The organism is Bradyrhizobium viridifuturi (assembly GCF_001238275.1).
In the GTDB taxonomy this organism is placed as follows: Bacteria; Pseudomonadota; Alphaproteobacteria; order Rhizobiales; family Xanthobacteraceae; genus Bradyrhizobium; species Bradyrhizobium viridifuturi.
Genome location: NZ_LGTB01000003.1, coordinates 1 through 24,693 on the forward strand (window position 1 = coordinate 1; position 24,693 = coordinate 24,693).

A 24,693-nucleotide genomic window follows, 5' to 3' on the forward strand; every position below is an offset into this window, starting at 1 on the left:
GCAAGCTGTGGCCCCAGCGTCGCGCAACAATCACCTTCGGTGGTTATGGGTCCCTGCGTTCGCAGGGACGACACGGAGTTTGTTGCGCCATGCGTGAGTCACTATTTCGCATTCTCTGAGCGCTAGCTTCGCCCGCCCCGACAGCCATGTTACAAGCCGCCGCATGATTCCCTGGGAAAAGATCGACACCGCGCGGATTCCCGGCACCGAAGGTGAATTGCGCCTGATGCGGCGCGGCCGCGAATTCTCGATCATGCTCGGCACCAACGAGCTGATGAACAGCCGCCTCTCGGGCTCGGAGGAGGCGCTGGCGACGCTCGCGGCGAGGAAGATCGAGCAGGTCGCAAAGCCGCATTTTCTTATCGGCGGTCTCGGCATGGGCTTCACGCTGCGGGCGGCGCTCAAGGTGCTCGGGGCCGATGCGCAGATCACGGTGGCCGAGCTGGTGCCGGCTGTCGTCGCCTGGGCGCGAGGCCCGATGGCGGAGATCTTCGGCGACAGCCTGAGTGATCCCCGCGTGCGCATTGAGGAGGTGGATGTTGCCGACGTGATCGAGCGCCATCCGCGCACGTTCGATGCCATCCTGCTCGATGTCGATAACGGCCCGGAAGGCTTGACCCGCAAGGCCAATGACGCGCTGTACGACGTCGCCGGCCTCAAGCTCGCACACACCGCGTTGCGGCGCGGCGGCGTGCTCGCCGTCTGGTCGTCCGGTCCCAACGCCAAGTTCCCGAAATCGCTGTCGCGGGCCGGGTTCGCCGTCAACGAAATTGCCGTTCGCGCCACCGGCCGGGGCCGCGGCGTGCGCCATGTCATCTGGATCGCGGTGAAAGAGTAGCGTCGCCCGCTGTTGCGATGCAGCAAGCTCGCAGGCCGTTGCGTCTCTGGTTCTGACTGTATTGAAAATCCAAGGCCGTTGGGTTTCACTCGGCGGCACGTGAAGCCTCGAGCCCTTGGACTGCCGGATGCAGGCGACGTCGAATTTTGGGGTGCAGGAGACGCACGGGATCCTGAACCGCTTCCAGGCCGATTTCCGCGGCTCGAGCGAAGGGCTCGGCTGGTCGTCGGCGTTTGCCTCGGTCCAGCGCGAACGGCCGTTCGACGGGCATTTCCACGCGCTGTCCGACAATCTCATGGTGCTGCATCGGGGCGGTCCGGTCGAGATCACCTATGTGATGGACGGCAAGTCGGTGGCCCGGCAGATCCCGCGTGGCGGCGTGTTCTTCCTGCCGGCGGGGCACACCTGCAACGTGGTGCTGCGCGAGGCGCTGGAATCCACCCACATCTATCTGCGCTCCGATTTGTTTGCGGGCCGGGACGGGGCTCCCAGCCTGATCGGCGGGCTGGCGCCGATGCTCGGCGATCAGGATGCCGTGCTGGAGCATCTCGCCGCGGCGATCGGCGAGACCATCACTGGCGGCCTGCCGGCCTCGTCGCTGTTCGTCGATCCGATCGCGCAGGCGATCGCCAACCGCTTCGTCGCGATCAATTTCCACAAGCCGAGCGTGGAGGCCGGCAAGCATCCCAACCTGCTCAGCAACAGGCAGATGGCGCGCATCCGCGAGTTCGTCGACGCCAATCTCGATACCGATATCCGGCTCGACCAGCTGGCCGAGCTGTGCGGCCGCAGCACCGAATATTTCGTTCGCCTGTTCAAGGCGACCAGCGGCGTCTCGCCCTATCAGTACGTGCTCAACCTGCGTATCGAGCGCGCCAGGGCGCTGCTCGCCGACGAGACGCAGAGCCTCGCCGACATCGCGCTGGCCTGCGGCTTTTCCCATCAGGAGCATTTTACGCGCATGTTCCGCCGTTTCACCGGCGTGACGCCGGGGCGATACCGGCGCAGCCACTAGCGCGCTGCGAGCCGAGACGGCGAGGGCGCTGCCTCGCCGTATCCCGGCTGACGATTTTTCCGGTTTTGTGCAGATTCTGTCCGGTTTCGTGCAGGCCCCCGAACGCCGCCTGCCGCTAGCTTTCTCCCAACAAAGCGAAATGTGCCGGTCCGCCGGCTGGGAGAAATGCCATGAGCGTCGCAGCGTCCGATGCCGTACGCCCGCCGATCGCGGCGGCCGGAAATGCCGGCAGCGGTACATTTGCCTATTGCTCGCAGCAATATCGCGTGGTGTTCGGCGCCGGCACCTCGGCGCGGCTCGGCGAGGAGGCGGAGCGCCTGGGCATCAAGCGGGCGCTGGTGCTGACCACCCCCGAGCAGCAGGACCTCGGACGGCAACTCGGCGCAGGCCTCGGCGACCGGCTTGCGGCACTGTTTGCCGGCGCGCGCATGCATACGCCGGTCGAGGTCACCAACGAAGCGCTTCGCATCGTTGAATCCCGCGACATCGACGGGCTGATCGCGATCGGCGGGGGCTCCACGGTCGGGCTCGGCAAGGCGCTGTCGCTGCGCACCGGGCTGCCGCATCTCGCGGTCCCGACCACCTATGCCGGCTCGGAGATGACGCCGATCCTCGGTGAAACCACCAACGGCATCAAGACCACGCAGCACTCCCAGGATCTGGTGCCGGACGCCGTCATCTACGACGTCGATCTCACCGTCAGCCTGCCGCCGCAGGTCTCCGCCGCCAGCGGTCTCAATGCGATCGCGCACGCGGTCGAGGCGCTCTATGCGCCCGACGCCAATCCATTGACCTCGCTGATGGCGGAAGACGGCATTGCGGCGCTCGCCCGCGCGCTGCCGCGCATCATGACTGGACCTGCCGACGCCGGCGCGCGGCGCAACGCGCTCTACGGCGCCTGGCTATGCGGCGTCTGCCTCGGCGCGGTCGGGATGTCGCTGCACCACAAGCTCTGCCACGTGCTGGGCGGCATGTTCAACCTGCCGCATGCCGAAACCCACGCGATCGTGTTGCCGCATGCAGCCGCCTACAACGCCGCCGCGGCGTCGGAGGCCATGACCCGGATTGCACGTGCGTTGCGCACGGACGATGCGCCGCAAGGTCTGTTCGACCTCGCGCAGCGGCTCGCGCTGCCGCGCCGGCTGGCCGACATCGGAATGCCCGAGGACGGCATCGCGCGCGCCGCCGAAATGGCGGTGCGCAGCCCCTATGCCAATCCAAGACCTGTGGAGCGCGTCGCGATCCAGGACCTGATCGCGGCGGCATGGCGCGGCGATGCGCCCGCACGGCACTGACATCTCAAGATCAAGGGACAATATGATGGTCAATTTCAACGAACATGATCTCACCGACGAAGTCCTTCGCAGCTTCGCCAACACGCCGAACAAGCGGCTCAAGTTCCTGATCGAGGAGACGGTGAAGTCGCTGCACGACCTGGTGCGCCGCACCGAGCTGACCTTCGAGGAATGGAATCAGGCGATTGAATTTCTGACCCGCACCGGCCAGACCTGCACGCCGCTGCGCCAGGAGTTCATCCTGCTCTCCGACGTGCTCGGCGTCTCGATGCTGGTCGATGCGGTCAATCACCGCGAGCGCGAAGGCGCCACCGAGACCACGGTCCTCGGGCCGTTCTATGTCGGCGAGCACCGCGTCACGCCGCACGGCGCCAACATCTCCGAAGGCATCGACGGCGAGGTGATGTTCGTGCAGAGCCGCGTCACGGATCTGGCCGGCAAACCGCTCGCGGGTGCCGAGATCGACGTCTGGCATGCCGACGACGACGGCTTCTACGATTCGCAAAAGGCTGACTATGTCGCACATGGCCCGTCGCTGCGCGCACGCTTCGTCACCGATGCCGACGGCCGCTTCTCGTTCCGCACCATCCTGCCGTGCAGCTATCCGATCCCGACCGACGGTCCGGTCGGCGATCTCATCACCGCGACGAAACGTCATCCGATGCGGCCGGCGCATGTGCACTTCCTGGTCAAGGCCGAGGGCTTCGAGCCTCTGATCACCCACGTCTTCCTCGATGGCGACCAATATCTGCGCAGCGACGTGGTGTTCGGCGTCAAGGACGAGCTCGTCGCCCGCGTCGAGCCGAAGAGCGAACCGGTGCTGCCGAACGGCGAGCGCGTCGCCGGCCCGTGGCACCTGATGACTTACGACTTCCAGATGAAGCCGGGCGCGGGCCTGGTGCCGCAGCCGATGATGGCTGCGGAATGACGATCACTACCAGCAACACGACCAAGGAGAGGACAATGACCAGCAAACCCGTTGAGACCGACGTCCTCGTCGTCGGCAGCGGCCCGGCCGGCGCGACCGCCGCGGCGCTGCTCGGCATGTACGGCGTCAAGCACATCCTGGTGACGAAATACGGCTGGCTGGCCGACACGCCGCGCGCCCACATCACCAACCAGCGTGCGATGGAGGTGCTGCGCGATCTCGGCCTCGAGGAGAAGGCGGTGGCGCAGGCGGTGCCGCAGCATCTGATGGCCAACAACGTGTTTTGCGAGAGCCTCGCCGGCGAGGAGTTCGGCCGGCTCTATTCCTGGGGCAACCATCCCTCGCGCAAGGCGGATTACGATCTCGCCAGTCCGGCGCGGATCTGCGACCTGCCGCAGAATTTCCTCGAGCCGATCCTGATCGAAGCGGCCGGCCAGCGTGGTACCTCGCTGTGCTTCAACACCGAGTTCATCGACCTGGTGCAGGATGCCGACGGCGTCACCGCGACCGTGAAGGACCGCCTGTCCGGCGAGACCTATCAGATCCGCGCCAAATATCTGATCGGCGCCGATGGCGGCCGCAGCCGGGTCGCCGAAGTGATCGGCCTGCCGATGGAGGGCCAGATGGGCCGCGCCGGCAGCATGAACATCATCGTGCAGGCTGACTTGAGCAAGTACGTCGCGCATCGGCCGAGCGTGCTGTACTGGGTGCTGCAGCCGGGCGCCGAGATCGGCGGCATCGGCGCCGGCCTGATCCGCATGGTGCGGCCGTGGAACGAGTGGCTGATCATCTGGGGCTACGACATCGAGCAGGGCGAGCGCAAACTCAGCAATGACGAGGCGATCTCGATCGTGCGCAATCTGGTCGGCGACGAGACGCTCGAGGTCAAGGTGCGCTCGACCTCGACCTGGACCGTGAACGAGATGTATGCCGGCCACTATTCGTCGGGCCGCGTGTTCTGCGTCGGCGACGCCGTGCATCGCCATCCGCCGACCAACGGCCTCGGCTCCAACACCTCGATCCAGGATGCCTACAATCTCTGCTGGAAGCTGAAGCTGGTGCTCGAGGGCCACGCCGCGCCGTCGCTGCTCGAAACCTATTCGGCCGAGCGCCAGCCGGTCGGCAAGCAGATCGTGACCCGCGCCAACAAGAGCATCGGCGACTTCCCGCCGATCTTCGAGGCGGTGGGCCTCGTCGCCTCGACCGATCCGGCGGAAGCGCGCAAGGCGATCGCCGCGCGCAAGGCGCCGACCGTCGAGGGCAAGGCGCGCCGCAAGAAGCTCTATGAGGCCATCGCCAACAAGAGCTACGAGTTCAACTGCCACGGCGTCGAGCTGAACCAGCGCTACGGCTCGACCGCCGTGGTCTCCGACGGCACGCCGATGCCGGCCTTCACCAGGGATCACGAGCTCTATTACCAGGCGACCACCTGGCCCGGCGCGCATCTGCCGCATGTCTGGGTCGAGCATCACGGCGAGCGCAAATCGACGCTCGATCTCACCGGCAAGGGCCGCTTCACGCTGCTCACCGGGATCGGCGGCGATGGCTGGAGGACGGCCGCGGCTGCGGTCGAGAGGGCCTACGGGCTGCCGGTCGATGTGGTGACGATCGGCCCGCAGGGCTGCGACGCACTCGACATCTATGCCGACTGGTATCGCCAGAGCGAGGTCGACGAGGACGGCTGCGTGCTGGTGCGTCCCGACATGTATGTCGCTTGGCGCGCCAAGGAGGCGGCGGCTGATGCCAGCGACGTGCTGCTGGATGTGTTCGGCCAGATCCTCGGCCGCAGCGCGCAAGCGAAGTCGGTCGCCGCCGCGTAGCGCGGCGCCGGCGATTGTATTTCAAAACGAAATGAAACGGCAGCCGGCTTGAAAAGCGGCCTGCCTCAAGGGAGGGGAAAATGACCAAGGATCATTTGAACGTCATGTCTTTCGATCGTCGCCGCGTGCTGCAAGGTATCGCCGGTGGTTTCGCCGCCGCGGGCACCACGACATTGTTCTCGCCGGCTGTACGCGCTGCCAACAAGCCGATCAAGATCGGCTATGTCTCGCCGAAGAGCGGCCCGCTCGCCGCATTCGCCGAGGCCGACGATTTCGTGCTCGGCGAATTCCGAAAGTTCATCAAGGACGGCGTCAAGGTTGGATCGCAGACCTATCCGGTCGAAGTGGTGACGAAAGACAGCCAGTCCAATCCGAACCGCGCCGCCGAAGTCGCCAAGGAGCTGATCACCCGCGACAATGTCAGCCTGATCGTGGTCGGCGCCACGCCCGAGACCAACAACCCGGTCGCGACGCAGTGCGAGCTGGAGCAGGTGCCGTGCATCTCCTCCGTGGCGCCATGGCAGACCAATTTCATCGGCCGGCAGGCCAATCCCGGCGATCCCAAGAGCTGGAAGCCGTTCGACTACACCTTCCACTATTTCTGGGGGCTCGAGGACGTGATCGGCGTCTTCACCAGCATGTGGAGCCAGGTCGCGACCAACAAATCGGTCGGCGCGCTATTCCCGAACGACGCCGACGGCAATGCCTGGGGCGACACCACGATCGGTTTCCCTCCGGTGCTTGCCAAGCAGGGCTTCAAGCTCACCGATTCCGGCCGCTTCCAGAACCTCACCGACGATTTCTCTTCGCAGATCGCGGCGTTCCGTGGCGCCGATGCCGAGATCATCACCGGCGTGATCATTCCGCCCGACTTCACCACGTTCTGGAACCAGTCACGGCAGAAGGGACTGAAGCCGAAGGTCGTGTCGGTTGCCAAGGCGCTGCTGTTCCCGGCGTCGGTGCAGGCGCTCGGCAAGGGCGGCAACAACATCTCGACCGAGGTGTGGTGGACGCCGACGCATCCCTACAAGTCGAGCCTCAGCGGAGCCAGCGCGGCCGAGCTGGCCAAGGGCTATGAGCAGGCCTCCGGCAAGCAGTGGACCCAGCCGATCGGCTTCGTGCACTCATTGTTCGAGGTCGCGATCGACGCGATCAAGCGCTCCGGCGACCCGAGCGACAGCGCGGCGCTGGCGAAGGCGATCGGAGCGACGAAACTCGACACCATCGTCGGCCAGGTCGCGTTCGGCTCCAGCGCGGTGCCGCCATTCGCGGCGAAGAACATCGCCAAGACGCCGCTGGTCGGCGGCCAATGGCGGCTCAACGGCGACAAATACGACATGGTGATCACCGACAACAAGCTGGCGCCGCAGATCCCGCTCGGCGGCGATATGCAGGCGCTGAGCTAGCGAGCACATCGCAATTGTCGATCGGAGATGCGCGGCACGCCCGCGCATCTTTTCCAGAGCGAAATCCATGCGGTGAGCTGACATGCTCGAACTCCATTCCATCTCGAAACGGTTCGGCGCCATCGTCGTTGCCGATGCCATCGAGCTGACCCTTTCGTCCGGCGAGGCGCTCGGCGTGATCGGACCGAACGGCGCCGGCAAGTCGACGCTGTTCAACCTGATCACAGGGCTGCTGCGGCCGGATGCCGGACGCATCGTCCTCGATGGCGTCGACATCACACATCTTTCGCCCGAGGCGCGCTGCCGCACCGGCATCGGGCGCTCGTTCCAGATCCCGCAACCGTTCGACCACCTCTCGGTGTTCGAGAACCTTGCGGTCGCCGCCCAGTTCGGTGGTGGGTTGTCGGAGCTGACGCCGTGCAGCACTGCGGCCGGCTGCTTGATCTGACCGGCCTCGAAGCCAAGGCCAACCGGCTCGCCGGCAGCCTGCCGTTGCTCGATCGCAAGCGGCTCGAGCTGGCGCGGGCGTCGCCACCAGGCCGCGTACGCTGCTGCTCGACGAGATCGCAGGCGGGCTCACCGATGCCGAATGCCATGAGCTGGTCGAGACGATCAGGACCATTCATGCCGAAGGCGTCGCCATCATCTGGATCGAGCATGTGGTGCACGCGCTGCTCGCGGTGGTGCAGCGGCTGGTCGTGCTCAATTTCGGCAAGGTCGTCGCCCAAGGCGTGCCCACCGAGGTGATGCGCTCCCGCGAGGTCGAGACCATCTACATGGGCGTGCCGGCATGACCGCGCTGCTCAACGTCTCCGCGCTCGACGCGTTCTATGGCGACTTTCAGGCGCTGTTCGGGATCGATTTCGAACTCGCTCAAGGCGAAGCAGTCGCGGTAATCGGCGCCAATGGCGCCGGCAAGTCGACCATGCTGAAGTCACTCGCAGGTCTCGTGAAGAACCGCTCCGACGCGATCCGTCTCAACGGGCGCGCGATCGGCGAGGCGTCCGCCGCCAGCATCGTGCGGCTCGGGCTCGCGCTGGTCCCCGAGGGACGCCAGCTGTTTCCCTCGCTCAGCGTCGAGGAGAATCTCCTGATCGGCGCCTATGGCGGCGAGCGTAGCACGCCGTGGGATCTCGCCGCGGTCTACCGGATGTTTCCGGTGCTGAAAGAACGCCGGCGCGGCGCAGTCACGGCGCTGTCGGGCGGCCAGCAGCAGATGGTGGCGATCGGCCGGGCGCTGATGTCGAATCCGTCGATCCTGCTGTGCGACGAGATCAGCCTCGGCCTCGCGCCGATCGTGGTCGAGGACATCTACCGCATGCTGCCGCAGATCCGGGCCGGCGGCACCGCGGTGGTGCTGGTCGAGCAGGACATCGCCCGCGCGCTGCGCGCAGCCGATCGTTTCTACTGTTTGCAGGAGGGGCGGGTGACGCTGAGTGGACGGCCAAAGGATGTGGATCAGGACACGATCCGCGCAGCGTATTTCGGAGCATGAGGGAGCGATGAGCGGATTCGACACCATCATCGAAGGCGTGCTGCTCGGCGGCGTCTATGCGCTGTTCGCGCTCGGCCTGTCGCTGATCTTCGGCATCATGCGCCTTGTCAATCTGGCGCATGGCGACCTGATCCTGCTCGCGGCCTATCTGGTGCTCAGCGCCACCACGGCGCTCGGCGTGCCGCTTGCGGTCGCATCCCTGCTGGTCGTTGCTGCGATGTTCGTGCTCGGCTTCGTGCTGCAGCGGCTGGTGCTGGAGCGCGTGCTCGGCGACGACATCCTGCCGCCGCTGCTCGTCACCTTCGGCCTGTCGATCATGATCCAGAACGGGCTGCTGCTCGGCTATGGCGCAGACAGCCGCCGCCTGCAGGCCGGCGCTTTTGAATCCTCGTCGGTGACGCTGGCACCGGGGCTCAGCGTTGGCCTCGCGCCGCTGACGGCGCTGGTGACGGCGATCGCCGCCGTCGCGCTGCTTCAGCTGATTTTCTATCGCACCTCGCTCGGCCGCGCCTTCCGTGCCACCGCCGACAATCCCGCGATCGCGCAGTTGATGGGCGTCAACGAGCGCAACGTCTATGCCATTGCGGTCGGGCTGTCGCTCGCGGTCTCGGTGATCGCCGCGGTCGTGTTCGGCATCCGCGCCAGTTTCGATCCGTCGATCGGGCCGGCGCGGCTGCTCTATGCGTTCGAGGCCGTGATCATCGGCGGCCTCGGCAGCCTGTGGGGCACGCTGGCCGGCGGCATCGTGCTCGGGCTTGCGCAGGCGATCGGGGGCCGGATCAATCCGGAGTGGCAGATCCTCGCCGGTCATCTCACGTTCCTGGCCGTGCTGATGGTGCGGCCGCGCGGTCTCTTCCCGGCGAGGCGGACATGAGCGTCGAGAGCATCGAGATGCCGGCGAGCGGGAAGAGCGCACGACAGATGTGCCGGTGTGGCAGATCCGGGTCGGCACGCGTCTGTCGCGCATCGCGGCCGTGGCCGGCATTGTGCTGGTCGTGGTGCTTGCCGTGCTGCCCGCGATCGCATCGCGCAATCTGATCCAGGACCTGATTTTCGTCCTCACCATGCTGACATTGGCGCAGCTCTGGAACGTGCTGGCCGGATGGGGCGGACTGGTGTCGGTCGGGCAGCAGGCCTTTGTCGGGCTCGGCGCCTATGCGCTGTTCGCCGGCATCGTGATGGCCGGGCTCGATCCCGTGGCCGCGATCCCGCTGGCCGGGCTGTTCGCGGCGCTGATCGCGGCCGTGCTCGGGCCGCTGCTGTTCCGGCTGGAAGGCCCATATTTCGCGATCGGCAGCTGGGTCGCCGCCGAGGCGCTGCGGCTGATCTGCGCCCAGTTCAAATCGCTCGGCGGCGGCACCGGGATGTCGATCTCGCCCAGCGAGCTGTCGCAGATGTTCGGCCTGAAGGCGGTGCAGGCGCTGCTCGGCCTGCGCCCGGCGGCGGCGCGCGACGTGCTGGTCTACTGGCTGGCGCTGTTGCTCGCCGTGCTGGTCACGCTCGGCATCTACGCCTTCATGCGCTCGCGCCATGGCCTGGCGCTGGCGGCCAGCCGCGACAATGCGGCGGCGGCGCGCAGCGTCGGCGTCCGCACCGCGCGGATCCGCCATGTGCTGTGGATCGCGGTTGCGTTCGCCACCGGGACGGTCGGCGCGGTGGTCTATCTGCAGAAAGCGCGCATCTCGCCCGACGCCGCCTTCAGCGTCATCGACTGGACCGCCTATGTGATCTTCATCGTCGTGATCGGCGGCGTGCGCACCATCGAGGGTCCGATGGTCGGCGTGCTGCTGCTGTGGGGGCTCGTCACCTGGCTCGCCCAGTACGGCAGCCTCTACCTCGTCGTGCTCGGCACGCTCGCGATCCTGATCATGCTGTTCATGCCGCGAGGGGTGTGGGGCGCGGCGGCCCGCCGCTGGCAATGGCAGCTGTTCCCGACCCAGCGCTGGCTCGGCCGCAGCCGCTAGCGCATGATGGGCTAGGGGTTGAATGGTGCCGCGAGGGTACTGTGCCCCCTCTCCCGCTTGCGGGGGAGGGTCGGGGTGGCGGCTTTCTCCACGAGTCGCATCGTTGAGAGAGGCCCCACCCGCATCGCGTCTTCGATGCGATGCGACTTCCCCCGCGAGCGGGAGAGGTGAGCTGCTCTGCGGCCCGACCGGTTCAACCCAATCTCATCGCGCCGTTGCGCTCAGAACATCGTGTTGTTGTTCGCCGGATTTTCCGGGATCGGCTGCACCACGTCCCAATGCTCGACGATCTTGCCGTCCTCGAGCTTGAAGATGTCGACGATCGCGTTGCCGCGGGTGCCGGGCTCGCGCACGGCGTGGACGTGCAGGATCACGTAGTCGCCGTCGACGAACGAGCGCTTGATCTCGCTGTGCGAGTTCGGAAACTTCTCGCGCAGAAAGCCGATGAACTTGCGGAAGCCTTCGGGGCCGTCGGCCGCACCGGGATTGTGCTGCACATAACGGTTGCCGACATAGGCGAGCGCAGCATCGGCGTCCTTCAGGTTCAGTCCCTTGTCGTAGAAGGCCAGCACCGCCTTGCGGTTGGCTTCCTGCTGGGCCTCGCTGGTGGCGGCCATCGCGGCGGGAGACGTGAGGGCAAGCAGAAGTGCGGCGGCGACGATCCGCGGCCGGAGAATGACGTTCATCTTGATGCTCCCGATGACTGACGGCGCTGACCCGCGCTGCACCTGGCTCTCTACAGGCTCCGCCTGTTGGCCGAAAGAGAGCACTCCCGGCTCACATGGTTACCGGGAGATACCAGCCCTCACGCCGCCTTCGCCGCGGCGCCATGCGCATGCTTGTCGACGGCGTCGATGATCTGCGGCCACATCGGGATCGGCAGTGCGTGGCCCATGCCCTCGATCATCAGGAGCTTCGCGCCCGGGATCGAGGCTGCGGTGTCCCTGCCGCCTTCGGGATGCACCAGCGGATCGATGGTGCCGTGGATCACCAGCGTCGGCGCCTTGACGCTGCGCAGGCGCTCCTTGCGGCTGCCGGAGGCGAGGATGGCGCGCAGCTGGCGGCCGACGCCCTCCGGATTGAGGCCGCGCTCAAAGGTGCGCCGCGCGCGTTCGGGATCGAGCGCCTCATCCTCCGGGAACGAGCCGTTGCGCAACACCTTCCAGGTTTGGCCGTAACGGACGAAATACTCTTCCTTGCTCTTGGGCGGCGGGGCCGTCAGCACCGCGGTCGCCTCCCGGGTCGGGCTGGGGATCTTTGGATTGCCTGTGGTGGACATGATCGACGTCAGCGAGAGCATGCGCTCGGGAAAGGTGATCGCAACCTCCTGCGCGATCATGCCGCCCATCGAAGCGCCGACCAGATGCGCCTTGCGGATGCCGAGCGTGTCCATCAGGCCGATCGTGTCCCGTGCCATGTCGGCCAGTTTGTAGGGCGCCGCGACCGGGATCTTCAGCAAGCGCAGCTTGATGAGTTCGAGCGCGGTCAGCCGCTTGCCGCCGCTCATCCGGGAGGATTTTCCGATATCCCTGTTGTCGAATCGGATCACACGAAAGCTGCGCGCGGCGAGCTGGCGGCAGAACTCGTCGTCCCAATGGATCATCTGGGCGCCGAGGCCCATGATCAGCAACAGAGGTTCGGCATTCGCGTCGCCAAAAACCTCGTAGCAGATGTCGATGCCGTTGGCGCGGGCGAGCTGCGGTGGCTGATGGGCAAGCGTGGTCACGGGCATCCCCTGCTGGTATCGCGGTCAGGAACCTCTATGCCACGGATTGACGCAGCGCAGAAGAGTGCCGGCGTCGCGGATCACGCCGCACTGTTGACCGATCAGCGGCAACAGTGTCGTATGTCACAAACAAATGGAAGCGCGGCAAGCGCCCGGAATTGGTGTGGAGGAGCGCGCATGGCCGACAAGGGCAACGACCCTGCCGTGATCTGGCAGACGATGATTGGCGAGATGGAGAAAGGGTTCAACTCCTTCGGCAACCAGTTGATGAGCTCGCCTGAATTTTCCAAGGTGATGAACCAGGCCGGCGGCGTCGCGGCCGGCGCGCAGAAGCAGCTCGGCGAGCTGATGGAGAAATATCTGCTCGCGATGAACCTGCCGAGCCGCGCCCAGCTCGTCGGCATGGCCGAACGCCTGCAATCGATGGAGAACCAGCTCAACGAGATCAAGACGCTGCTGCAGCAGGTGCATCACAACTCGCTGGCACCGGACGACGGCCACGGCGCAACGCCGCGGCCGCCGCGCACCAAGCGCCCGCCATCAGAGGGGGACAGCAAATGAATGCTCCCACCGGGTTTGATCTCGCCTCGATCTCCGAGCGGGTGCAGTCCGAGGTGCAGCGCGCGATCCAGCGCAGCATCAAGGGTGTCGAGTACTTCTCGAGCTCGGGACCCACGCTCGGCGAGACACCGAAGGACGTGCTGTATTCGCGCGGCACCATGAACCTCTATCACTACCGGCCGCAGGCCAGCGAAGTCTATCGCGTGCCGGTGCTGATCGTGATGGCGACCACCAACCGCGGCTACATCCTCGATCTGGTGCCCGGGCAGAGCTTCATCGAATTCCTGCTCAAGCGCGGCTTCGACGTCTACATGCTGGACTGGAGCGCGCCGAAGCCCGAGGAGAAGTCGCTGCGCATGGAGGACTACGTCCTCGACTTCATTCCGGAGTCCGTGCGCCGGGTGCAGCAGGATTCCGGCGAGAAGGACGTCTCGGTGATCGGCTATTGCTTCGGCGGCGTGCTGTCGCTGCTCTATGGCTCGATCTTCAACGACGGGCCGATGAAGAATTTGATCTGCTTCACCACGCCGATCGATTTCCGCGAGATGAAGCTGTTCTCGAATTTCGCCGACCGCCGTTATTTCGACGTCGACCGCCTGATCGACAGCACCGGCAATATGCCGCCCGAACTGATCCTGCAATCGTTCGACATGCTGCGGCCGGCCGCGCGCGTCGTCGGCCAGATCCAGCTCTGGGACAACATCTGGAACGACGAGTTCGTCAAATCGTACCGGATGTTCGACCGCTGGGCGACCGACACGCTGCCGCTCGCCGGCGAGTATTTCCGCGCCATCACCAAGGACCTGATGTGGGACAACAAGCTCTACAACGACACCATGACGGTCGGCGGCCGGCCGGCCAGGCTCGCCGACATCAAGGTGCCGATCCTGCATGCGGTCGCCGAGCACGACCACATCGTGCCGTATGATGCGGCCAAGCACCTGATCACCAAGATCGGCTCCGAGGACAAGGAGGAGGTGATGCTGAAAGGCGGTCACGTCTCGCTGGTCGCCGGCGCCAATGCAATCAAGCGGCTTTGGCCGAAACTGGACTCCTGGTTGGGCAAGAGATCGACATGACCGAACAACGTTCCTATCCGCGCCACGTCAAGACCGAGGCCGGCGATATCGAGTTCCGGCTGATGACGCGGGCGGACGAGGCCGCGGTGCTGGCCTTTGCGCAGAAGCTGCCGACGCATGATTTGCTGTTCCTGCCGCGCAACATCAGCCAGCCGAAGGTACTGTCGGCGTGGATCAACGAGATCGAGCGCGGCGACATCACGAGCCTGCTCGCGGTCAAGGACGGCACCGTGGTCGGCTGCGGCACCCTGGTGCGCGATCCGCACTCCTGGTCGCCACATGTCGGCGAGATCCGGATGGTGGTGTCGCTCGACGTGCGCGGGCAGGGCGTCGGCCGGGCGTTGTCGCAGGAGACGTTCGCTATTGCCCTTGGCGCCGGGCTGGAGAAGTTCTCGGTGCAGATGACGGTCGACCAGCGGGCGGCGATCGCGCTGTTCGAAAGCCTCGGCTTCAAGGCGGAGGCGCTGCTGCGCGACCATGTCCGCGATGTCGAGGGCAAGAACCACGACATCGTCGTGCTCGGGCACAATGTGGCGCAGGTTCGGGCCCAAATGGAGGCTTACGGGGTGCCCGATGCTGTGAGTGGTAATTAGAAACCTCTCGCCGCCGACGCGTTAGGCAACCTGCCAAATATTCGTGCCATTCACAGGCTCGTGATATCGCGCTGCAACATTGATGTTGCGGCGCACCATGAGGTGTGTCATAACACCGTTGCCCCGGGCCAATCCGGACGGGGTGAGCCCATAGCTCAAACCTGAGGATGGAGAGACCCCAATGACCACCGAAACCAATTCCGTGCTGAACAGCGTCAAGGAAGCCTTCGCGCCCGTCACCGAGGCGTTCACCAAGCTCCAGAACCTGGAAGTTCCGGAAGCCGCCCGTGAGTTCGTGAAGAAGCAGGCCGAGGCCGCCAAGACCCGCGCCGCCGATGCTTATGCCGGCTCCGAGAAGGTCACCAACGTGATCGAGTCCGCTGTTGCCGGTTCGGTGACCGAAGCCGCCAAGATCAGCCGCAACATCCAGCAGGCGATCTACCAGGACGCCGAGGCGTTCTTCGCCGGCATCGATAAGCTCGCGTCCGCCAAGTCGCTGAGCGAAGCTGCCCAGATCCAGTCGGACCTGGTCCGTGCGCGTGGCGAGCTGCTCGTCTCGCGGGCGAAGGCCAGCACCGAGTATCTCGGCAAGCTCGTCACCGACGGTGCGAAGACCGCGCAGGACAACTTCGCCAAGGTCTACAGCAAGACCGCCTGATCGCGCTTGCACTGACCGACTGCCCTTTTCGAGGCCCGCCATTTTGCGGGCCTTCTTTTTTGCCGGTGCTTCTCATACATCGTTGATGTCGCAGCTGCCGTCATTGCGAGGAGCGACAGCGACGAAGCAATCCATTTCTCCGCAAGCGGTGAAATGGATTGCTTCGCTCCGCCCGCAATGACGGTTAGTGTCCCGCCAGTGCGAGAGCCCCTTCGATCCCCATGACCCTTCCTGCAGCCCTCATCGCAACGCCCGTCGATGCCGAACGCGCCGCCGAACTGCGCCGCGTGAAGTGGCTTGCGACCGGGGTACTGGCGGCAACCCTGATCGTCTTCATTGCAGCGAAGGCGCTGCTGCCGCTGCATCCCGCCTTCGGCTTCATCGCGGCCTTTGCCGAGGCCGCGACCATCGGCGGGCTCGCCGACTGGTATGCGGTCGTCGCGCTGTTCAAGCGGCCGCTGGGGCTGCCGATCCCGCACACCGCGATCATCCAGAGCAACCAGGAGCGCATCGCCGAGAAGCTCGGTGAGTTCATCGAGAACAATTTCCTGGAATCCGGGCCGGTCGAGGCCAAGCTGCGCGAGATCGATTTCGCCACGTTCATCGCCGACTGGCTGCGCGACCGCAAGCGGTCCGAGGATCTCGCCCGCTTCGTGCTGCGGATGCTGCCCGAGGCGTTCGCGGCGACCGAAAGCTCAGGCTTGATGCAGTTCATCAGCCGCCGCGTCACGACGCAGATCCTTTCGGTCGATCTTGCGCCGCTCGCGGCCGGCGCGCTGCGCGGCTTCGTGCAGGAGGGCAAGCATGAGGGGCTGCTCGACGACCTCTTGCGCGCGCTGCACCAGACGCTGACGCAGCAGGAGACCATGGCCGTGATCCGCGACAAGGTCCGCGCGGAGATGCCGACGCTGCTGAGACTCTACCGTGCCGACAAGTTCGTGGTGAACCGGATCATCGCCTCGGCCACGAAATTCTTCGAGGAAGTGCGCAACGATCCGGAGCATCCGTTCCGCGGCGAGTTCGACCGCATGCTGCTGTCGTTCGTCGATCGGCTCGGCAGCGACAAGGCGTTCGCAGATCGCATCGACGGGCTGAAGCGCGACCTGCTGGCGCGGCCGGAGCTTGCCAATCTCGGCCGCACCATCTGGGCCAACGTCAAGGACTTCATCGAGCGCAGCGCCTCGGGCGAGTCGCAGGTGCTGCAGCATCAACTGGCCCGAATGTTCGTCGAGGCCGGCGATGCGCTCGATGGCGACGCCGAGCTGCGCGGCGAGATCAATCAGGGTCTGGTCGCGATCCTGCGCACGGTCGTCGCCGAGCAGAAGAGCGGCGTCTCGAGTTTCATCGCCGACCAGATGAAGAGCTGGGACATGGAGCAATTGATCTCGCTGATCGAGGTCAATGTCGGCAAGGACCTGCAATACATCCGCTTCAACGGTTCGCTGATCGGCGGACTTGCCGGGCTCGCGCTTTACACCCTGGAATACGTGCTGCGACTGCTGTGACCGATTGGGCACGGACGTCACAATAGTTGTGGCAAGTGTGACTTGGCCCGCTTGCACGAAAGTGATCGGTTCCCTAGCTTTTCAAGGTTGATTGTTGCGTTGCGGAACGATTCCGCCGGGTTTGCGTCAATCCTGTTGACCCATTCCTGATATTCTCATTGCCGGCCGCCAAGACGGTGCCGGAAGAGGAGTTGAAATGTCCGTTGCTGCGCAGACGCTACGCCCGCCGTCCAGGACGCTGATGTTTCTGGAAGGCCGCGCCATTCATGAGCTTGGTGCCTTCCTTGGTGCATTGCCGCTGCTGAGCCTCGCGCCGCGCGGCGATGGGCATCCGGTGCTGGTGCTGCCCGGACTGATTGCCTCCGACATGTCGACCCGGCCGCTGCGCGATTTCCTCAAGAGCAAGGGCTACGCCGTCAGCGGCTGGCGTCAGGGCCGCAATCTCGGGCTGCGTTCCGGCGTGCAGGACGGCATGGTCGATCTGCTGCAGGAGATGAACGAGACCAGCGGCCGCAAGGTCTCGCTGATCGGCTGGAGCCTCGGCGGCCTCTATGCGCGTCAGCTTGCCAAGATGATGCCGGATCGCGTGCGCCAGGTGATCACGCTCGGCAGCCCGTTCGCCGCCGGCCCGAAGTCGACCAACGCTTGGCGCGTCTACGAGATGGCCAGCGGCCGCCGCGCCGACGAAGAGGACCAGCGCTTCGGTGGCTCGCTCGCCAGCGCGCCGCCGGTGCCGACCACCGCGGTCTTCAGCCGCACCGACGGCGTCTGCGCCTGGCAGGGCTGCCGCGAGCAGAACTCGTCGATGACCGACAGCATTGAAGTCGAGAGCAGCCATTGCGGCATGGGTCATCACCCGGCCGTCGTCTACGCCGTCGCCGATCGCCTCGCGCAGAAGGACGGCGAGTGGGCGCCGTTCGATCGCAGCGGCTGGCGAAGCTTCGTCTATCCGGATCCCAATCGATAGCACTGCAAAGGTCTCTTCACCTCGCCCCGCTTGCGGCGAGAGGTCGGATTGCGAAGCAATCCGGGTGAGGGGGAGTCTCCGCGCGAACAACTCTCACCGTGAACGCGGAGAGCCCCCTCATCCCGACCTTCTCGGAGCGAGCTTCGCTCGTCTCGGCCCCGCACGCGGGGAGAAGGAGAAGACCCCCGCATTGTCGTGAATCGACAAAACGCGCTATGCGTTGCGGCATGCCACAGCCGCTTGCCCGCATCGTCGACCAGCTGAAGCGCGAACCGTCGCGCACCGGCTCGATCATCATCACCGTGTTCGGTGATTCCATCGTGCCGCGCGGCGGCTCGGTGTGGCTCGGCACGCTGCTCGAATTCTTCAAGTCGCTCGACATCGACGGCAATGTGGTGCGCACCGCGATGTCGCGGCTCGCCGCCGACGGCTGGCTCGAGCGCAGCAAGGTCGGCCGCAACAGTTTTTATCGGCTCAACGCCCGGGGCCGGCAGACCTTCGACACCGCGACCAGGCACATCTACGATCCGCCGCCATCGGACTGGACGGGCCGCTTCGAGCTGCTGTTGATCGGCAATGCCGAGGACCGCGACGCCGCGCGCGAGGCGCTGAAGAATGCCGGCTTCGGCAGCCCGCTGCCCGGCGTGTGGGTCGCGCCGTCAGGCGTGCCGATCCCGGATGAAGCATCGCGCGCGATCCGCCTCGAAGTCTCCGCGGAGGACGACAGCGGGCGCCGGCTGCTGAGCGAGAGCTGGCCGCTCGATCGCACCGCGGACGCCTATCTGAAGTTCATGAAGACGTTCGAGCCGCTGCATGGCTGGATCATGAGAGGCGAGAGGCTGAGCGGCGCCGATGCCTTCACCGCGCGCATCCTGTTGATCCACCATTACCGCCGGGTCGTGCTGCGCGATCCGCTGCTGCCGGCACCATTGCTGCCGAAAGACTGGCCGGGCAGGGCGGCGCGCAAGCTCTGCGGCGAGATTTATCGCGGGCTGCTTCCTGCGTCGGAACAATGGCTTGACGACCACGCAATCAACGAGGACGGGCCGTTGCCGAAGCCCAACGGGGCCGTGGCGCGCCGGTTTGAGGGCGTCTGAACATATTACAGAAATATCTTGCATTCTGAAATTTATGTTATATATTTCCGCGCAACAACACACCGGGAGGTCGGCCATGTATACGCAGGCGCTCAATTCATCCGACGGCGACGATCGCGGCGTCGAGGATGTTGCCCGTGCCAGTCAGTTCCAGGCCCGCATCGATGCCGACGAGCGCATCGAGCCGAACGACTGGATGCCCGCCGCCTACCGCAAGACGCTGACCCGGCAGATTTCCCAGCACGCCCATTCCGAAATCGTCGGCATGCTGCCCGAAGGCAACTGGATCACCCGCGCGCCGTCGCTGCGCCGCAAGGCCGCGCTGCTCGCCAAGGTGCAGGACGAATGCGGCCACGGGCTCTATCTCTATGCCGCCGCCGAGACGCTCGGCACCTCGCGCGAAGAGCTGGTCGACGCGATGCTCTCGGGCAAGGCGAAATACTCATCGATCTTCAATTATCCGACGCTGACCTGGGCCGATATCGGCACCATCGGCTGGCTGGTCGATGGCGCGGCGATCATGAACCAGATCCCGCTGTGCCGCTGCTCCTACGGCCCCTATGCGCGCGCGATGATCCGCGTCTGCAAGGAAGAGTCGTTCCATCAGCGCCAGGGTTTCGAGATCATGGTGACGCTGTGTCGCGGCACCGCCGAGCAGAAGGCGATGGCGCAGAACGCGCTCGATCGCTGGTGGTGGCCGGTGCTGATGATGTTCGGCCCCCCCGATCAGGTGAGCCAGCACAGCGACACCTCGACCAAGTGGAAGATCAAGCGCTTCTCCAACGACGAGCTGCGCCAGAAATTCATCGACGCCACCGTGCCGCAGGCCGAGTTCCTCGGGCTCACGATTCCCGATCCCGGCATGAAGCAGAACGAGAACGGCAATTGGGTGCACAGCCCGATCGACTGGGATGAGTTCAAGCAGGTGCTGGCCGGCAACGGCCCCTGCAACCGCGATCGCCTCGCCGCGCGCCGCAAGGCGCATGAGGAGGGTGCCTGGGTACGCGAGGCCGCGATGGCCTATGCTGAGAAGCGCAAGAGCCGCCAGCTCGCGCAAGCCGCAGAATAAGGGAGCCCGAGATGGCCACGCCGAACGTTCCGCTCTGGGAAGTCTTCATCCGCAGCCGCAACGGCCTCGCGCACAAGCATGTCGGCTCGCTGCACGCGGCGGACTCGACGCTGGCGCTGCAGGCTGCGCGCGACATCTACACCCGCCGCGGCGAGGGCCTGTCGATCTGGGTGGTGCCCTCGAATGCGATCACCGCGTCCGATCCATCGGAGAAGGGCATGATGTTCGAGCCGGCGGAATCCAAGATCTACCGCCACCCGACGTTCTACGACGTCCCCGACGAAGTCGGGCATATGTGACTGCGCCTCTGCTCGTCGTTGCGAGCACAGCGAAGCAATCCATCGGGCCGCGAAGCAAGTTTGGATTGCTTCGTCGCTCCGCTCCTCGCAATGACGCCTCAACAGCGAGTTGATTAGATGGCAACCGCCAACATCGAAGTCTCCGAAACGCCGCTGGTGCTCTACGCGCTGCGCCGCGCCGACGATGCGCTGATTCTCGGCCATCGGCTGTCCGAATGGTGCGGCCATGCGCCCGCGATGGAAGAGGACATGGCGCTCGCCAATATGGGGCTCGACCTGCTCGGCCAGGCCCGCGAGCTCTATACTTATGCCGCCAAGGTCGAAGGCAAGGGCAACGACGAGGACAAGTTCGCCTATCTGCGCGACGTCCGGCAGTATCGCAACCTGTTGCTGGTCGAGCAGCCGAACGGCGACTTCGCCCGCACCATGATGCGGCAGTTCTGCTACGCGGCGTTCGCCGATCTCTACTGGCGCGCGATGATGTCATCCTCCGATCCGACGCTCGCTGCGATCGCGGCCAAGTCAGAGAAGGAGAGCGCCTATCATGTCAGGCATTCGTCGGAATGGATCGTCCGCCTCGGCGACGGCACCGAGGAAAGCCATCGCCGCGCGCAGAATGCGATCGACGACCTCTGGGCCTATACCGGCGAGATGTTCGCGGTCGACGGCGGCGAGCGCGGCCTGATCGATGCTGGCATCGCGATCGATCCGGCGACGCTGAAGTCGCGCTGGCTGAAGACCGTCACCGGTATCGTCAACGAGGCGACGCTGTCACTGCCGAAGAGCGACTGGATGCAGCAGGGCGGCCGCGTCGGCAGCCATAGCGAGCACCTCGGCCATCTGCTCAGCGAATTGCAGTCCCTGCAGCGGACCTTCCCGGGGGCAACATGGTGACCGCAGCGCTCAGCGATGCCGATCTGCGCCGGCGCGCCTGGAGCGCGGCCGCGCAGGTGGTCGATCCCGAAATCCCGGTGCTGACCATCGCCGATCTCGGCGTGCTGCGCGACGTCGCTGTCCATGACGGCCATGTCGAGGTCGCGATCACGCCGACCTATTCCGGCTGTCCCGCGATGAACATGATCGCGCTCGAGATCGAGCTCGCGCTGGAGCGCGAAGGCATTCATGCGCCGATGGTCCGCACCGTGCTGTCGCCGGCCTGGACCACCGACTGGATGAGCGAGGACGGCCGCCGCAAGTTGAAAGAATACGGCATCGCGCCGCCGCTGCCGGGTTCCTCGCGTCGCGCGCTGTTCGGCGAGCAGCAGGTCGCGTGCCCGCAATGCGGGTCTGGCGATACCGAGTTGCTGTCCGAATTCGGCTCGACCTCCTGCAAGGCGCTGTGGCGTTGCAAGAGCTGCCGTGAACCCTTCGATTACTTCAAGTGTCATTGACCATGTCGACACCGCGATTCCACCGTCTGTCCGTCAGCGATCTGCGCCGTGAGGCCTCGGACGCCATCTCGATGACCTTTGCGATCCCCGCCGATCTGCAGGGCGACTACCGTTTCACGCCCGGCCAGTATCTGACGCTGCGCACCACGATGGACGGCGAGGAGGTTCGCCGCTCCTATTCGATCTGCTCGGGCCCCGACGATGGCGAGCTGCGCATCGCGGTGAAGAAGGTCGACGGTGGCGCGTTCTCGAACTGGGCCGCCGACGAGCTGAAGGCCGGTGACGAGCTCGACGTGATGACGCCGACCGGCCGTTTCGGCGTCGCGCACGCACCTGGCGAGGCGCGGACCTATGTCGGCTTCGCCGCCGGCAGTGGCATCACGCCGATCCTCTCGATCATCAAGGGCGTGCTGGCGCGCGAGCCGGACAGCCGCTTCTTCCTGTTCTACGGCAACCGCTCGACCGAAGGCGTCATGTTCCGCGAGGCGCTGGAGGAGCTGAAGGACCGCTTCATGCAGCGGCTGTCGGTGTTCCACGTCATCTCCGGCGAGGAGCAGGACATCCCGATCCTGCACGGCCGGCTCGACGGCGACAAGGTGCGGGTGCTGCTGCGCTCGCTGGTGCCGGCTGCGACCGTCGATCACGTCTTCGTTTGCGGCCCGGCGGCGATGAGCGAGACCATCGAGGCCACCTGCCGCGAGATCGGCATTGCCGACGAGCGCATCCATGTCGAACGCTTCGTCTCGGAGTTCGGCGGCAAGCCACGGGCGAAGGTCGTCGTCCCAGCCGGCGCGCCGCCGAAGGCGATCGCCGGACTGATCATCGACGGCAAGCGCCGCGAGGTCCCGGTCGCCGACGGCGAGTCGATCCTCGACGCCGCGCTGCGCGCCGGCATGGACCTGCCCTTCGCCTGCAAGGGCGGCATGTGCTCGACCTGCCGCGCCAAGCTGGTCGAAGGCGAGGCGCCGATGGATCTGAACTATTCGCTGGAGCCGTGGGAGCTAAAGGCGGGGTTCATCCTCACCTGCCAGGCCAAGCCGTGCTCGGACAAGGTCGTGGTCGATTACGACCACGTCTAGTTCTACGCGCGCGTTGACACCCGAGGTGTCGCGCCCAACACTGACACCAAGAGGCCCGTCGCAACGGGCCCGCGCACAGGGAGTTCGATGTGAACGTGAAGGCCACGCTATCGCCGGAGGATGTCGCCCGCGCCTGCGCGGACGCGATGTGGAAGGAAGACGACGCCAGCAAGGGTCTCGGCATGGAGCTGGTCGAGATCAAGCCGGGCCACGCTACGATGGCGATGACCGTGCAGCCGCACATGGTCAACGGCCAGCGCATCTGCCATGGCGGCTACATCTTCACGCTCGCCGATTCAGCCTTCGCTTTTGCCTGCAACAGCCGCAACGATCGCGCGGTGGCGGCGCAGGGCAACGTCACTTTCATCCGGCCGGGCAAGCTCGGCGATCGGCTGGTGGCGACCGCGCGCGAGGTCTCGCGCAGTGGCCGCTCTGGAATCTACGACGTGCGCGTCACCGCCGGCGACAGCGTGATCGCCGAGTTTCGCGGACATTCGCGCGTGATCCAGGGCACCTGGTTGCCGGACACGGACATCAAGGCATAAGGTTTCGGGGGAAACGTCGATGGCAACGGCAAAGCTCAGGGTTAGGGATAGCGGTTATCACGCCGAGCTCGATGCGGCTGAACGCGCCTCGCGCGACGAGATCATGGCGTTGCAGACCAAGCGGCTCGCCTGGTCGCTCAAGCATGCCTATGACAATGTCGCGCACTACAAGAAAAGCTTCGACGCCGCGGGCGTGCACCCATCGGATTTCAAGCAGCTTTCCGATCTCGCCAGGTTTCCCTTCACGGTGAAGACCGACCTGCGCGACAATTATCCGTTCAACATGTTCGCGGTGCCGCGCGAGCAGCTGGTGCGGGTCCATGCCTCCTCGGGCACGACCGGCAAGCCGATCGTGGTCGGCTACACCAAGGGAGACATCGACACCTGGGCGGATGTCATGGCGCGCTCGATCCGCGCTGCCGGCGGCCGCAAGGGCATGCTGATGCACAATGCCTATGGCTACGGCCTGTTCACCGGCGGCCTCGGCGCGCATTACGGCGCCGAGCGGCTCGGCTGCACCGTGATCCCGATCTCCGGCGGCATGACCGAGCGGCAGGTGCAGATCATCAACGACTTCCGGCCCGACATCATCACGGTGACGCCGAGCTACATGCTGGCGATCCTCGACGAGTTCAAGCGCCAGGGGCTGGACCCGCGCAAGTCGTCGCTCAAGTTCGGCATCTTCGGCGCCGAGCCATGGACCAACGCGATGCGCGTCGAGATCGAGCAGGCCTTCGACATGGACGCCACCGACATCTACGGCTTGTCGGAAGTGATCGGCCCCGGCGTCGCGCAGGAATGCGTGGAGACCAAGGACGGCCTGCACATCTGGGAGGATCACTTCTATCCGGAGGTGATCGATCCCTTGACCGGCAAGGTGCTGCCTGACGGCGAGAAGGGCGAACTGGTGTTCACATCGCTCACCAAGGAAGCCTTCCCGATCATCCGCTACCGCACCCGCGACCTGACGCGGCTGTTGCAGGGCACGGCGCGGCCCGGCATGCGGCGGATGGAGAAGGTGACCGGCCGCTCCGACGACATGATCATCCTGCGCGGGGTCAACGTATTTCCGACCCAGATTGAAGAAGTCCTGCTGGCGACCGATTGGTGCGGCGGGCACTTTGTCATCGAGCTGACCCGCGAAGGCCGCATGGACGAGATGACGGTGCTCGCCGAAGCCCGGCCCGAAAGCTGGGATGGCGAAGGGCTGACCGCGCATGCCGAGAAGGTCTCGGCCTTCATCAAGAACACGATCGGGATCTCCACCCGCGTCCGCGTCGTCGCGCCCGAGACACTGGAACGTTCGCTCGGCAAGGCGAAACGGGTTTACGACAAGCGGCCGAAAGAATAGCCTCTCGCCCGC

General features: G+C 65.5%; 25 protein-coding genes and 1 pseudogene. 24 read left to right on the top strand and 2 right to left on the bottom strand.

Annotated elements, in window-relative coordinates; translation table 11 throughout:
- Positions 1-163: 163 nt before the first annotated feature.
- The 10 genes and pseudogenes from ALC15_RS03645 (at position 164) to ALC15_RS03690 (ending at position 10,761) form a co-directional block, all read left to right on the top strand.
- Positions 164-838, top strand: a complete 675-nt coding sequence (locus tag ALC15_RS03645) for a spermidine synthase (protein WP_050626119.1) — start codon at positions 164-166, stop codon at positions 836-838.
- Between the two features lie 127 nt (positions 839-965).
- The gene (locus ALC15_RS03650) at positions 966-1,853 is read left to right on the top strand and encodes a helix-turn-helix domain-containing protein (RefSeq protein WP_050626120.1); all 888 of its coding nucleotides are present in this window, start codon (positions 966-968) and stop codon (positions 1,851-1,853) included.
- A 170-nt stretch (positions 1,854-2,023) separates the two neighbouring features.
- Positions 2,024-3,148 (top strand): maleylacetate reductase, encoded by a 1,125-nt coding sequence (locus tag ALC15_RS03655; RefSeq protein ID WP_094193659.1) that lies wholly within the window; start codon positions 2,024-2,026, stop codon positions 3,146-3,148.
- Positions 3,149-3,173: 25 nt separating this feature from the next.
- Positions 3,174-4,076 (top strand): intradiol ring-cleavage dioxygenase, encoded by a 903-nt coding sequence (locus ALC15_RS03660; RefSeq protein ID WP_050626314.1) that lies wholly within the window; start codon positions 3,174-3,176, stop codon positions 4,074-4,076.
- 35 nt (positions 4,077-4,111) lie between these two features.
- Complete coding sequence (locus tag ALC15_RS03665) at positions 4,112-5,896, top strand: FAD-dependent oxidoreductase (RefSeq protein ID WP_050626315.1); 1,785 nt, start codon at positions 4,112-4,114, stop codon at positions 5,894-5,896.
- A gap of 80 nt (positions 5,897-5,976) precedes the next feature.
- The gene (locus ALC15_RS03670) at positions 5,977-7,302 is read left to right on the top strand and encodes an ABC transporter substrate-binding protein (protein ID WP_430649135.1); all 1,326 of its coding nucleotides are present in this window, start codon (positions 5,977-5,979) and stop codon (positions 7,300-7,302) included.
- Between the two features lie 82 nt (positions 7,303-7,384).
- Positions 7,385-8,096 (top strand): annotated as a pseudogene (locus ALC15_RS03675) (ABC transporter ATP-binding protein).
- Positions 8,093-8,797, top strand: coding sequence for an ABC transporter ATP-binding protein (locus ALC15_RS03680; RefSeq protein ID WP_050626121.1), 705 nt, complete (start codon positions 8,093-8,095; stop codon positions 8,795-8,797). Before ALC15_RS03675 ends, ALC15_RS03680 begins: the two are co-directional and overlap by 4 nt.
- A 7-nt stretch (positions 8,798-8,804) precedes the next feature.
- On the top strand, positions 8,805-9,671 hold the full coding sequence (locus ALC15_RS03685; RefSeq protein ID WP_050626122.1) for a branched-chain amino acid ABC transporter permease: 867 nt from the start codon (positions 8,805-8,807) through the stop codon (positions 9,669-9,671).
- 55 nt (positions 9,672-9,726) lie between these two features.
- On the top strand, positions 9,727-10,761 hold the full coding sequence (locus ALC15_RS03690; protein ID WP_050626317.1) for a branched-chain amino acid ABC transporter permease: 1,035 nt from the start codon (positions 9,727-9,729) through the stop codon (positions 10,759-10,761).
- Between the two features lie 221 nt (positions 10,762-10,982).
- Here the strand turns inward: ALC15_RS03690 and ALC15_RS03695 are convergent, their stop codons facing one another.
- Positions 10,983-11,378 (bottom strand): nuclear transport factor 2 family protein, encoded by a 396-nt coding sequence (locus ALC15_RS03695; protein WP_430649140.1) that lies wholly within the window; start codon positions 11,376-11,378, stop codon positions 10,983-10,985.
- Between the two features lie 188 nt (positions 11,379-11,566).
- Positions 11,567-12,493 (bottom strand): alpha/beta fold hydrolase, encoded by a 927-nt coding sequence (locus ALC15_RS03700; protein WP_094193660.1) that lies wholly within the window; start codon positions 12,491-12,493, stop codon positions 11,567-11,569.
- Positions 12,494-12,664: 171 nt separating this feature from the next.
- Here ALC15_RS03700 and ALC15_RS03705 point away from each other — a divergent pair, with 171 nt between their 5' ends.
- From ALC15_RS03705 to paaK, 14 genes are all read left to right on the top strand, one after another.
- Positions 12,665-13,048 (top strand): hypothetical protein, encoded by a 384-nt coding sequence (locus ALC15_RS03705; RefSeq protein ID WP_050626124.1) that lies wholly within the window; start codon positions 12,665-12,667, stop codon positions 13,046-13,048.
- Positions 13,045-14,127 (top strand): PHA/PHB synthase family protein, encoded by a 1,083-nt coding sequence (locus tag ALC15_RS03710; protein ID WP_050626125.1) that lies wholly within the window; start codon positions 13,045-13,047, stop codon positions 14,125-14,127. The genes ALC15_RS03705 and ALC15_RS03710 overlap by 4 nt, the downstream gene beginning before the upstream one ends.
- On the top strand, positions 14,124-14,720 hold the full coding sequence (locus tag ALC15_RS03715) for a GNAT family N-acetyltransferase (protein WP_050626126.1): 597 nt from the start codon (positions 14,124-14,126) through the stop codon (positions 14,718-14,720). The genes ALC15_RS03710 and ALC15_RS03715 overlap by 4 nt, the downstream gene beginning before the upstream one ends.
- A gap of 181 nt (positions 14,721-14,901) precedes the next feature.
- A complete protein-coding gene (locus ALC15_RS03720; RefSeq protein ID WP_050626127.1) occupies positions 14,902-15,378 on the top strand; it encodes a phasin in 477 nt (158 codons plus the stop codon).
- Positions 15,379-15,599: 221 nt separating this feature from the next.
- A complete protein-coding gene (locus tag ALC15_RS03725) occupies positions 15,600-16,883 on the top strand; it encodes a DUF445 domain-containing protein (protein WP_050626128.1) in 1,284 nt (427 codons plus the stop codon).
- Positions 16,884-17,079: 196 nt separating this feature from the next.
- A complete protein-coding gene (locus ALC15_RS03730; RefSeq protein WP_050626129.1) occupies positions 17,080-17,850 on the top strand; it encodes an esterase/lipase family protein in 771 nt (256 codons plus the stop codon).
- 227 nt (positions 17,851-18,077) lie between these two features.
- On the top strand, positions 18,078-18,947 hold the full coding sequence (gene paaX, locus ALC15_RS03735) for a phenylacetic acid degradation operon negative regulatory protein PaaX (protein ID WP_050626130.1): 870 nt from the start codon (positions 18,078-18,080) through the stop codon (positions 18,945-18,947).
- A gap of 76 nt (positions 18,948-19,023) precedes the next feature.
- On the top strand, positions 19,024-20,016 hold the full coding sequence (gene paaA, locus ALC15_RS03740; RefSeq protein WP_050626131.1) for a 1,2-phenylacetyl-CoA epoxidase subunit PaaA: 993 nt from the start codon (positions 19,024-19,026) through the stop codon (positions 20,014-20,016).
- Between the two features lie 11 nt (positions 20,017-20,027).
- Positions 20,028-20,315: a 1,2-phenylacetyl-CoA epoxidase subunit PaaB gene (paaB, locus tag ALC15_RS03745; RefSeq protein WP_024579339.1), complete on the top strand. Its 288-nt coding sequence runs from the start codon at positions 20,028-20,030 to the stop codon at positions 20,313-20,315.
- A gap of 117 nt (positions 20,316-20,432) precedes the next feature.
- Positions 20,433-21,209: a 1,2-phenylacetyl-CoA epoxidase subunit PaaC gene (paaC, locus tag ALC15_RS03750; RefSeq protein WP_050626132.1), complete on the top strand. Its 777-nt coding sequence runs from the start codon at positions 20,433-20,435 to the stop codon at positions 21,207-21,209.
- Entirely contained in the window at positions 21,203-21,706 is a 504-nt protein-coding gene (paaD, locus tag ALC15_RS03755) for a 1,2-phenylacetyl-CoA epoxidase subunit PaaD (RefSeq protein WP_050626133.1), read from the top strand. Before paaC ends, paaD begins: the two co-directional genes overlap by 7 nt.
- 2 nt (positions 21,707-21,708) lie before the next feature.
- Positions 21,709-22,785: a 1,2-phenylacetyl-CoA epoxidase subunit PaaE gene (gene paaE / locus ALC15_RS03760; RefSeq protein ID WP_050626134.1), complete on the top strand. Its 1,077-nt coding sequence runs from the start codon at positions 21,709-21,711 to the stop codon at positions 22,783-22,785.
- Positions 22,786-22,874: 89 nt separating this feature from the next.
- Entirely contained in the window at positions 22,875-23,330 is a 456-nt protein-coding gene (paaI, locus tag ALC15_RS03765; protein ID WP_050626135.1) for a hydroxyphenylacetyl-CoA thioesterase PaaI, read from the top strand.
- Positions 23,331-23,349: 19 nt separating this feature from the next.
- Positions 23,350-24,681, top strand: coding sequence for a phenylacetate--CoA ligase PaaK (gene paaK / locus ALC15_RS03770; protein ID WP_050626136.1), 1,332 nt, complete (start codon positions 23,350-23,352; stop codon positions 24,679-24,681).
- Positions 24,682-24,693 lie beyond the last annotated feature (12 nt).

Coding starts and splice junctions, on each gene's coding strand:
- ALC15_RS03665 (WP_050626315.1), top strand. CDS start 4,112: ATGACCAGCAAACCCGTTGAGACCGACGTCCTCGTCGTCGGCAGCGGC.
- paaK (WP_050626136.1), top strand. CDS start 23,350: ATGGCAACGGCAAAGCTCAGGGTTAGGGATAGCGGTTATCACGCCGAG.
- paaA (WP_050626131.1), top strand. CDS start 19,024: ATGTATACGCAGGCGCTCAATTCATCCGACGGCGACGATCGCGGCGTC.
- ALC15_RS03680 (WP_050626121.1), top strand. CDS start 8,093: ATGACCGCGCTGCTCAACGTCTCCGCGCTCGACGCGTTCTATGGCGAC.
- ALC15_RS03705 (WP_050626124.1), top strand. CDS start 12,665: ATGGCCGACAAGGGCAACGACCCTGCCGTGATCTGGCAGACGATGATT.
- paaX (WP_050626130.1), top strand. CDS start 18,078: ATGCCACAGCCGCTTGCCCGCATCGTCGACCAGCTGAAGCGCGAACCG.
- paaD (WP_050626133.1), top strand. CDS start 21,203: ATGGTGACCGCAGCGCTCAGCGATGCCGATCTGCGCCGGCGCGCCTGG.
- ALC15_RS03730 (WP_050626129.1), top strand. CDS start 17,080: ATGTCCGTTGCTGCGCAGACGCTACGCCCGCCGTCCAGGACGCTGATG.
- ALC15_RS03695 (WP_430649140.1), bottom strand. CDS start 11,378: ATGGCCGCCACCAGCGAGGCCCAGCAGGAAGCCAACCGCAAGGCGGTG.
- ALC15_RS03720 (WP_050626127.1), top strand. CDS start 14,902: ATGACCACCGAAACCAATTCCGTGCTGAACAGCGTCAAGGAAGCCTTC.
- ALC15_RS03700 (WP_094193660.1), bottom strand. CDS start 12,493: ATGCCCGTGACCACGCTTGCCCATCAGCCACCGCAGCTCGCCCGCGCC.
- ALC15_RS03715 (WP_050626126.1), top strand. CDS start 14,124: ATGACCGAACAACGTTCCTATCCGCGCCACGTCAAGACCGAGGCCGGC.
- ALC15_RS03645 (WP_050626119.1), top strand. CDS start 164: ATGATTCCCTGGGAAAAGATCGACACCGCGCGGATTCCCGGCACCGAA.
- ALC15_RS03660 (WP_050626314.1), top strand. CDS start 3,174: ATGGTCAATTTCAACGAACATGATCTCACCGACGAAGTCCTTCGCAGC.
- paaC (WP_050626132.1), top strand. CDS start 20,433: ATGGCAACCGCCAACATCGAAGTCTCCGAAACGCCGCTGGTGCTCTAC.
- ALC15_RS03710 (WP_050626125.1), top strand. CDS start 13,045: ATGAATGCTCCCACCGGGTTTGATCTCGCCTCGATCTCCGAGCGGGTG.
- paaB (WP_024579339.1), top strand. CDS start 20,028: ATGGCCACGCCGAACGTTCCGCTCTGGGAAGTCTTCATCCGCAGCCGC.
- paaE (WP_050626134.1), top strand. CDS start 21,709: ATGTCGACACCGCGATTCCACCGTCTGTCCGTCAGCGATCTGCGCCGT.
- ALC15_RS03655 (WP_094193659.1), top strand. CDS start 2,024: ATGAGCGTCGCAGCGTCCGATGCCGTACGCCCGCCGATCGCGGCGGCC.
- ALC15_RS03725 (WP_050626128.1), top strand. CDS start 15,600: ATGACCCTTCCTGCAGCCCTCATCGCAACGCCCGTCGATGCCGAACGC.
- ALC15_RS03685 (WP_050626122.1), top strand. CDS start 8,805: ATGAGCGGATTCGACACCATCATCGAAGGCGTGCTGCTCGGCGGCGTC.
- ALC15_RS03670 (WP_430649135.1), top strand. CDS start 5,977: ATGACCAAGGATCATTTGAACGTCATGTCTTTCGATCGTCGCCGCGTG.
- ALC15_RS03650 (WP_050626120.1), top strand. CDS start 966: ATGCAGGCGACGTCGAATTTTGGGGTGCAGGAGACGCACGGGATCCTG.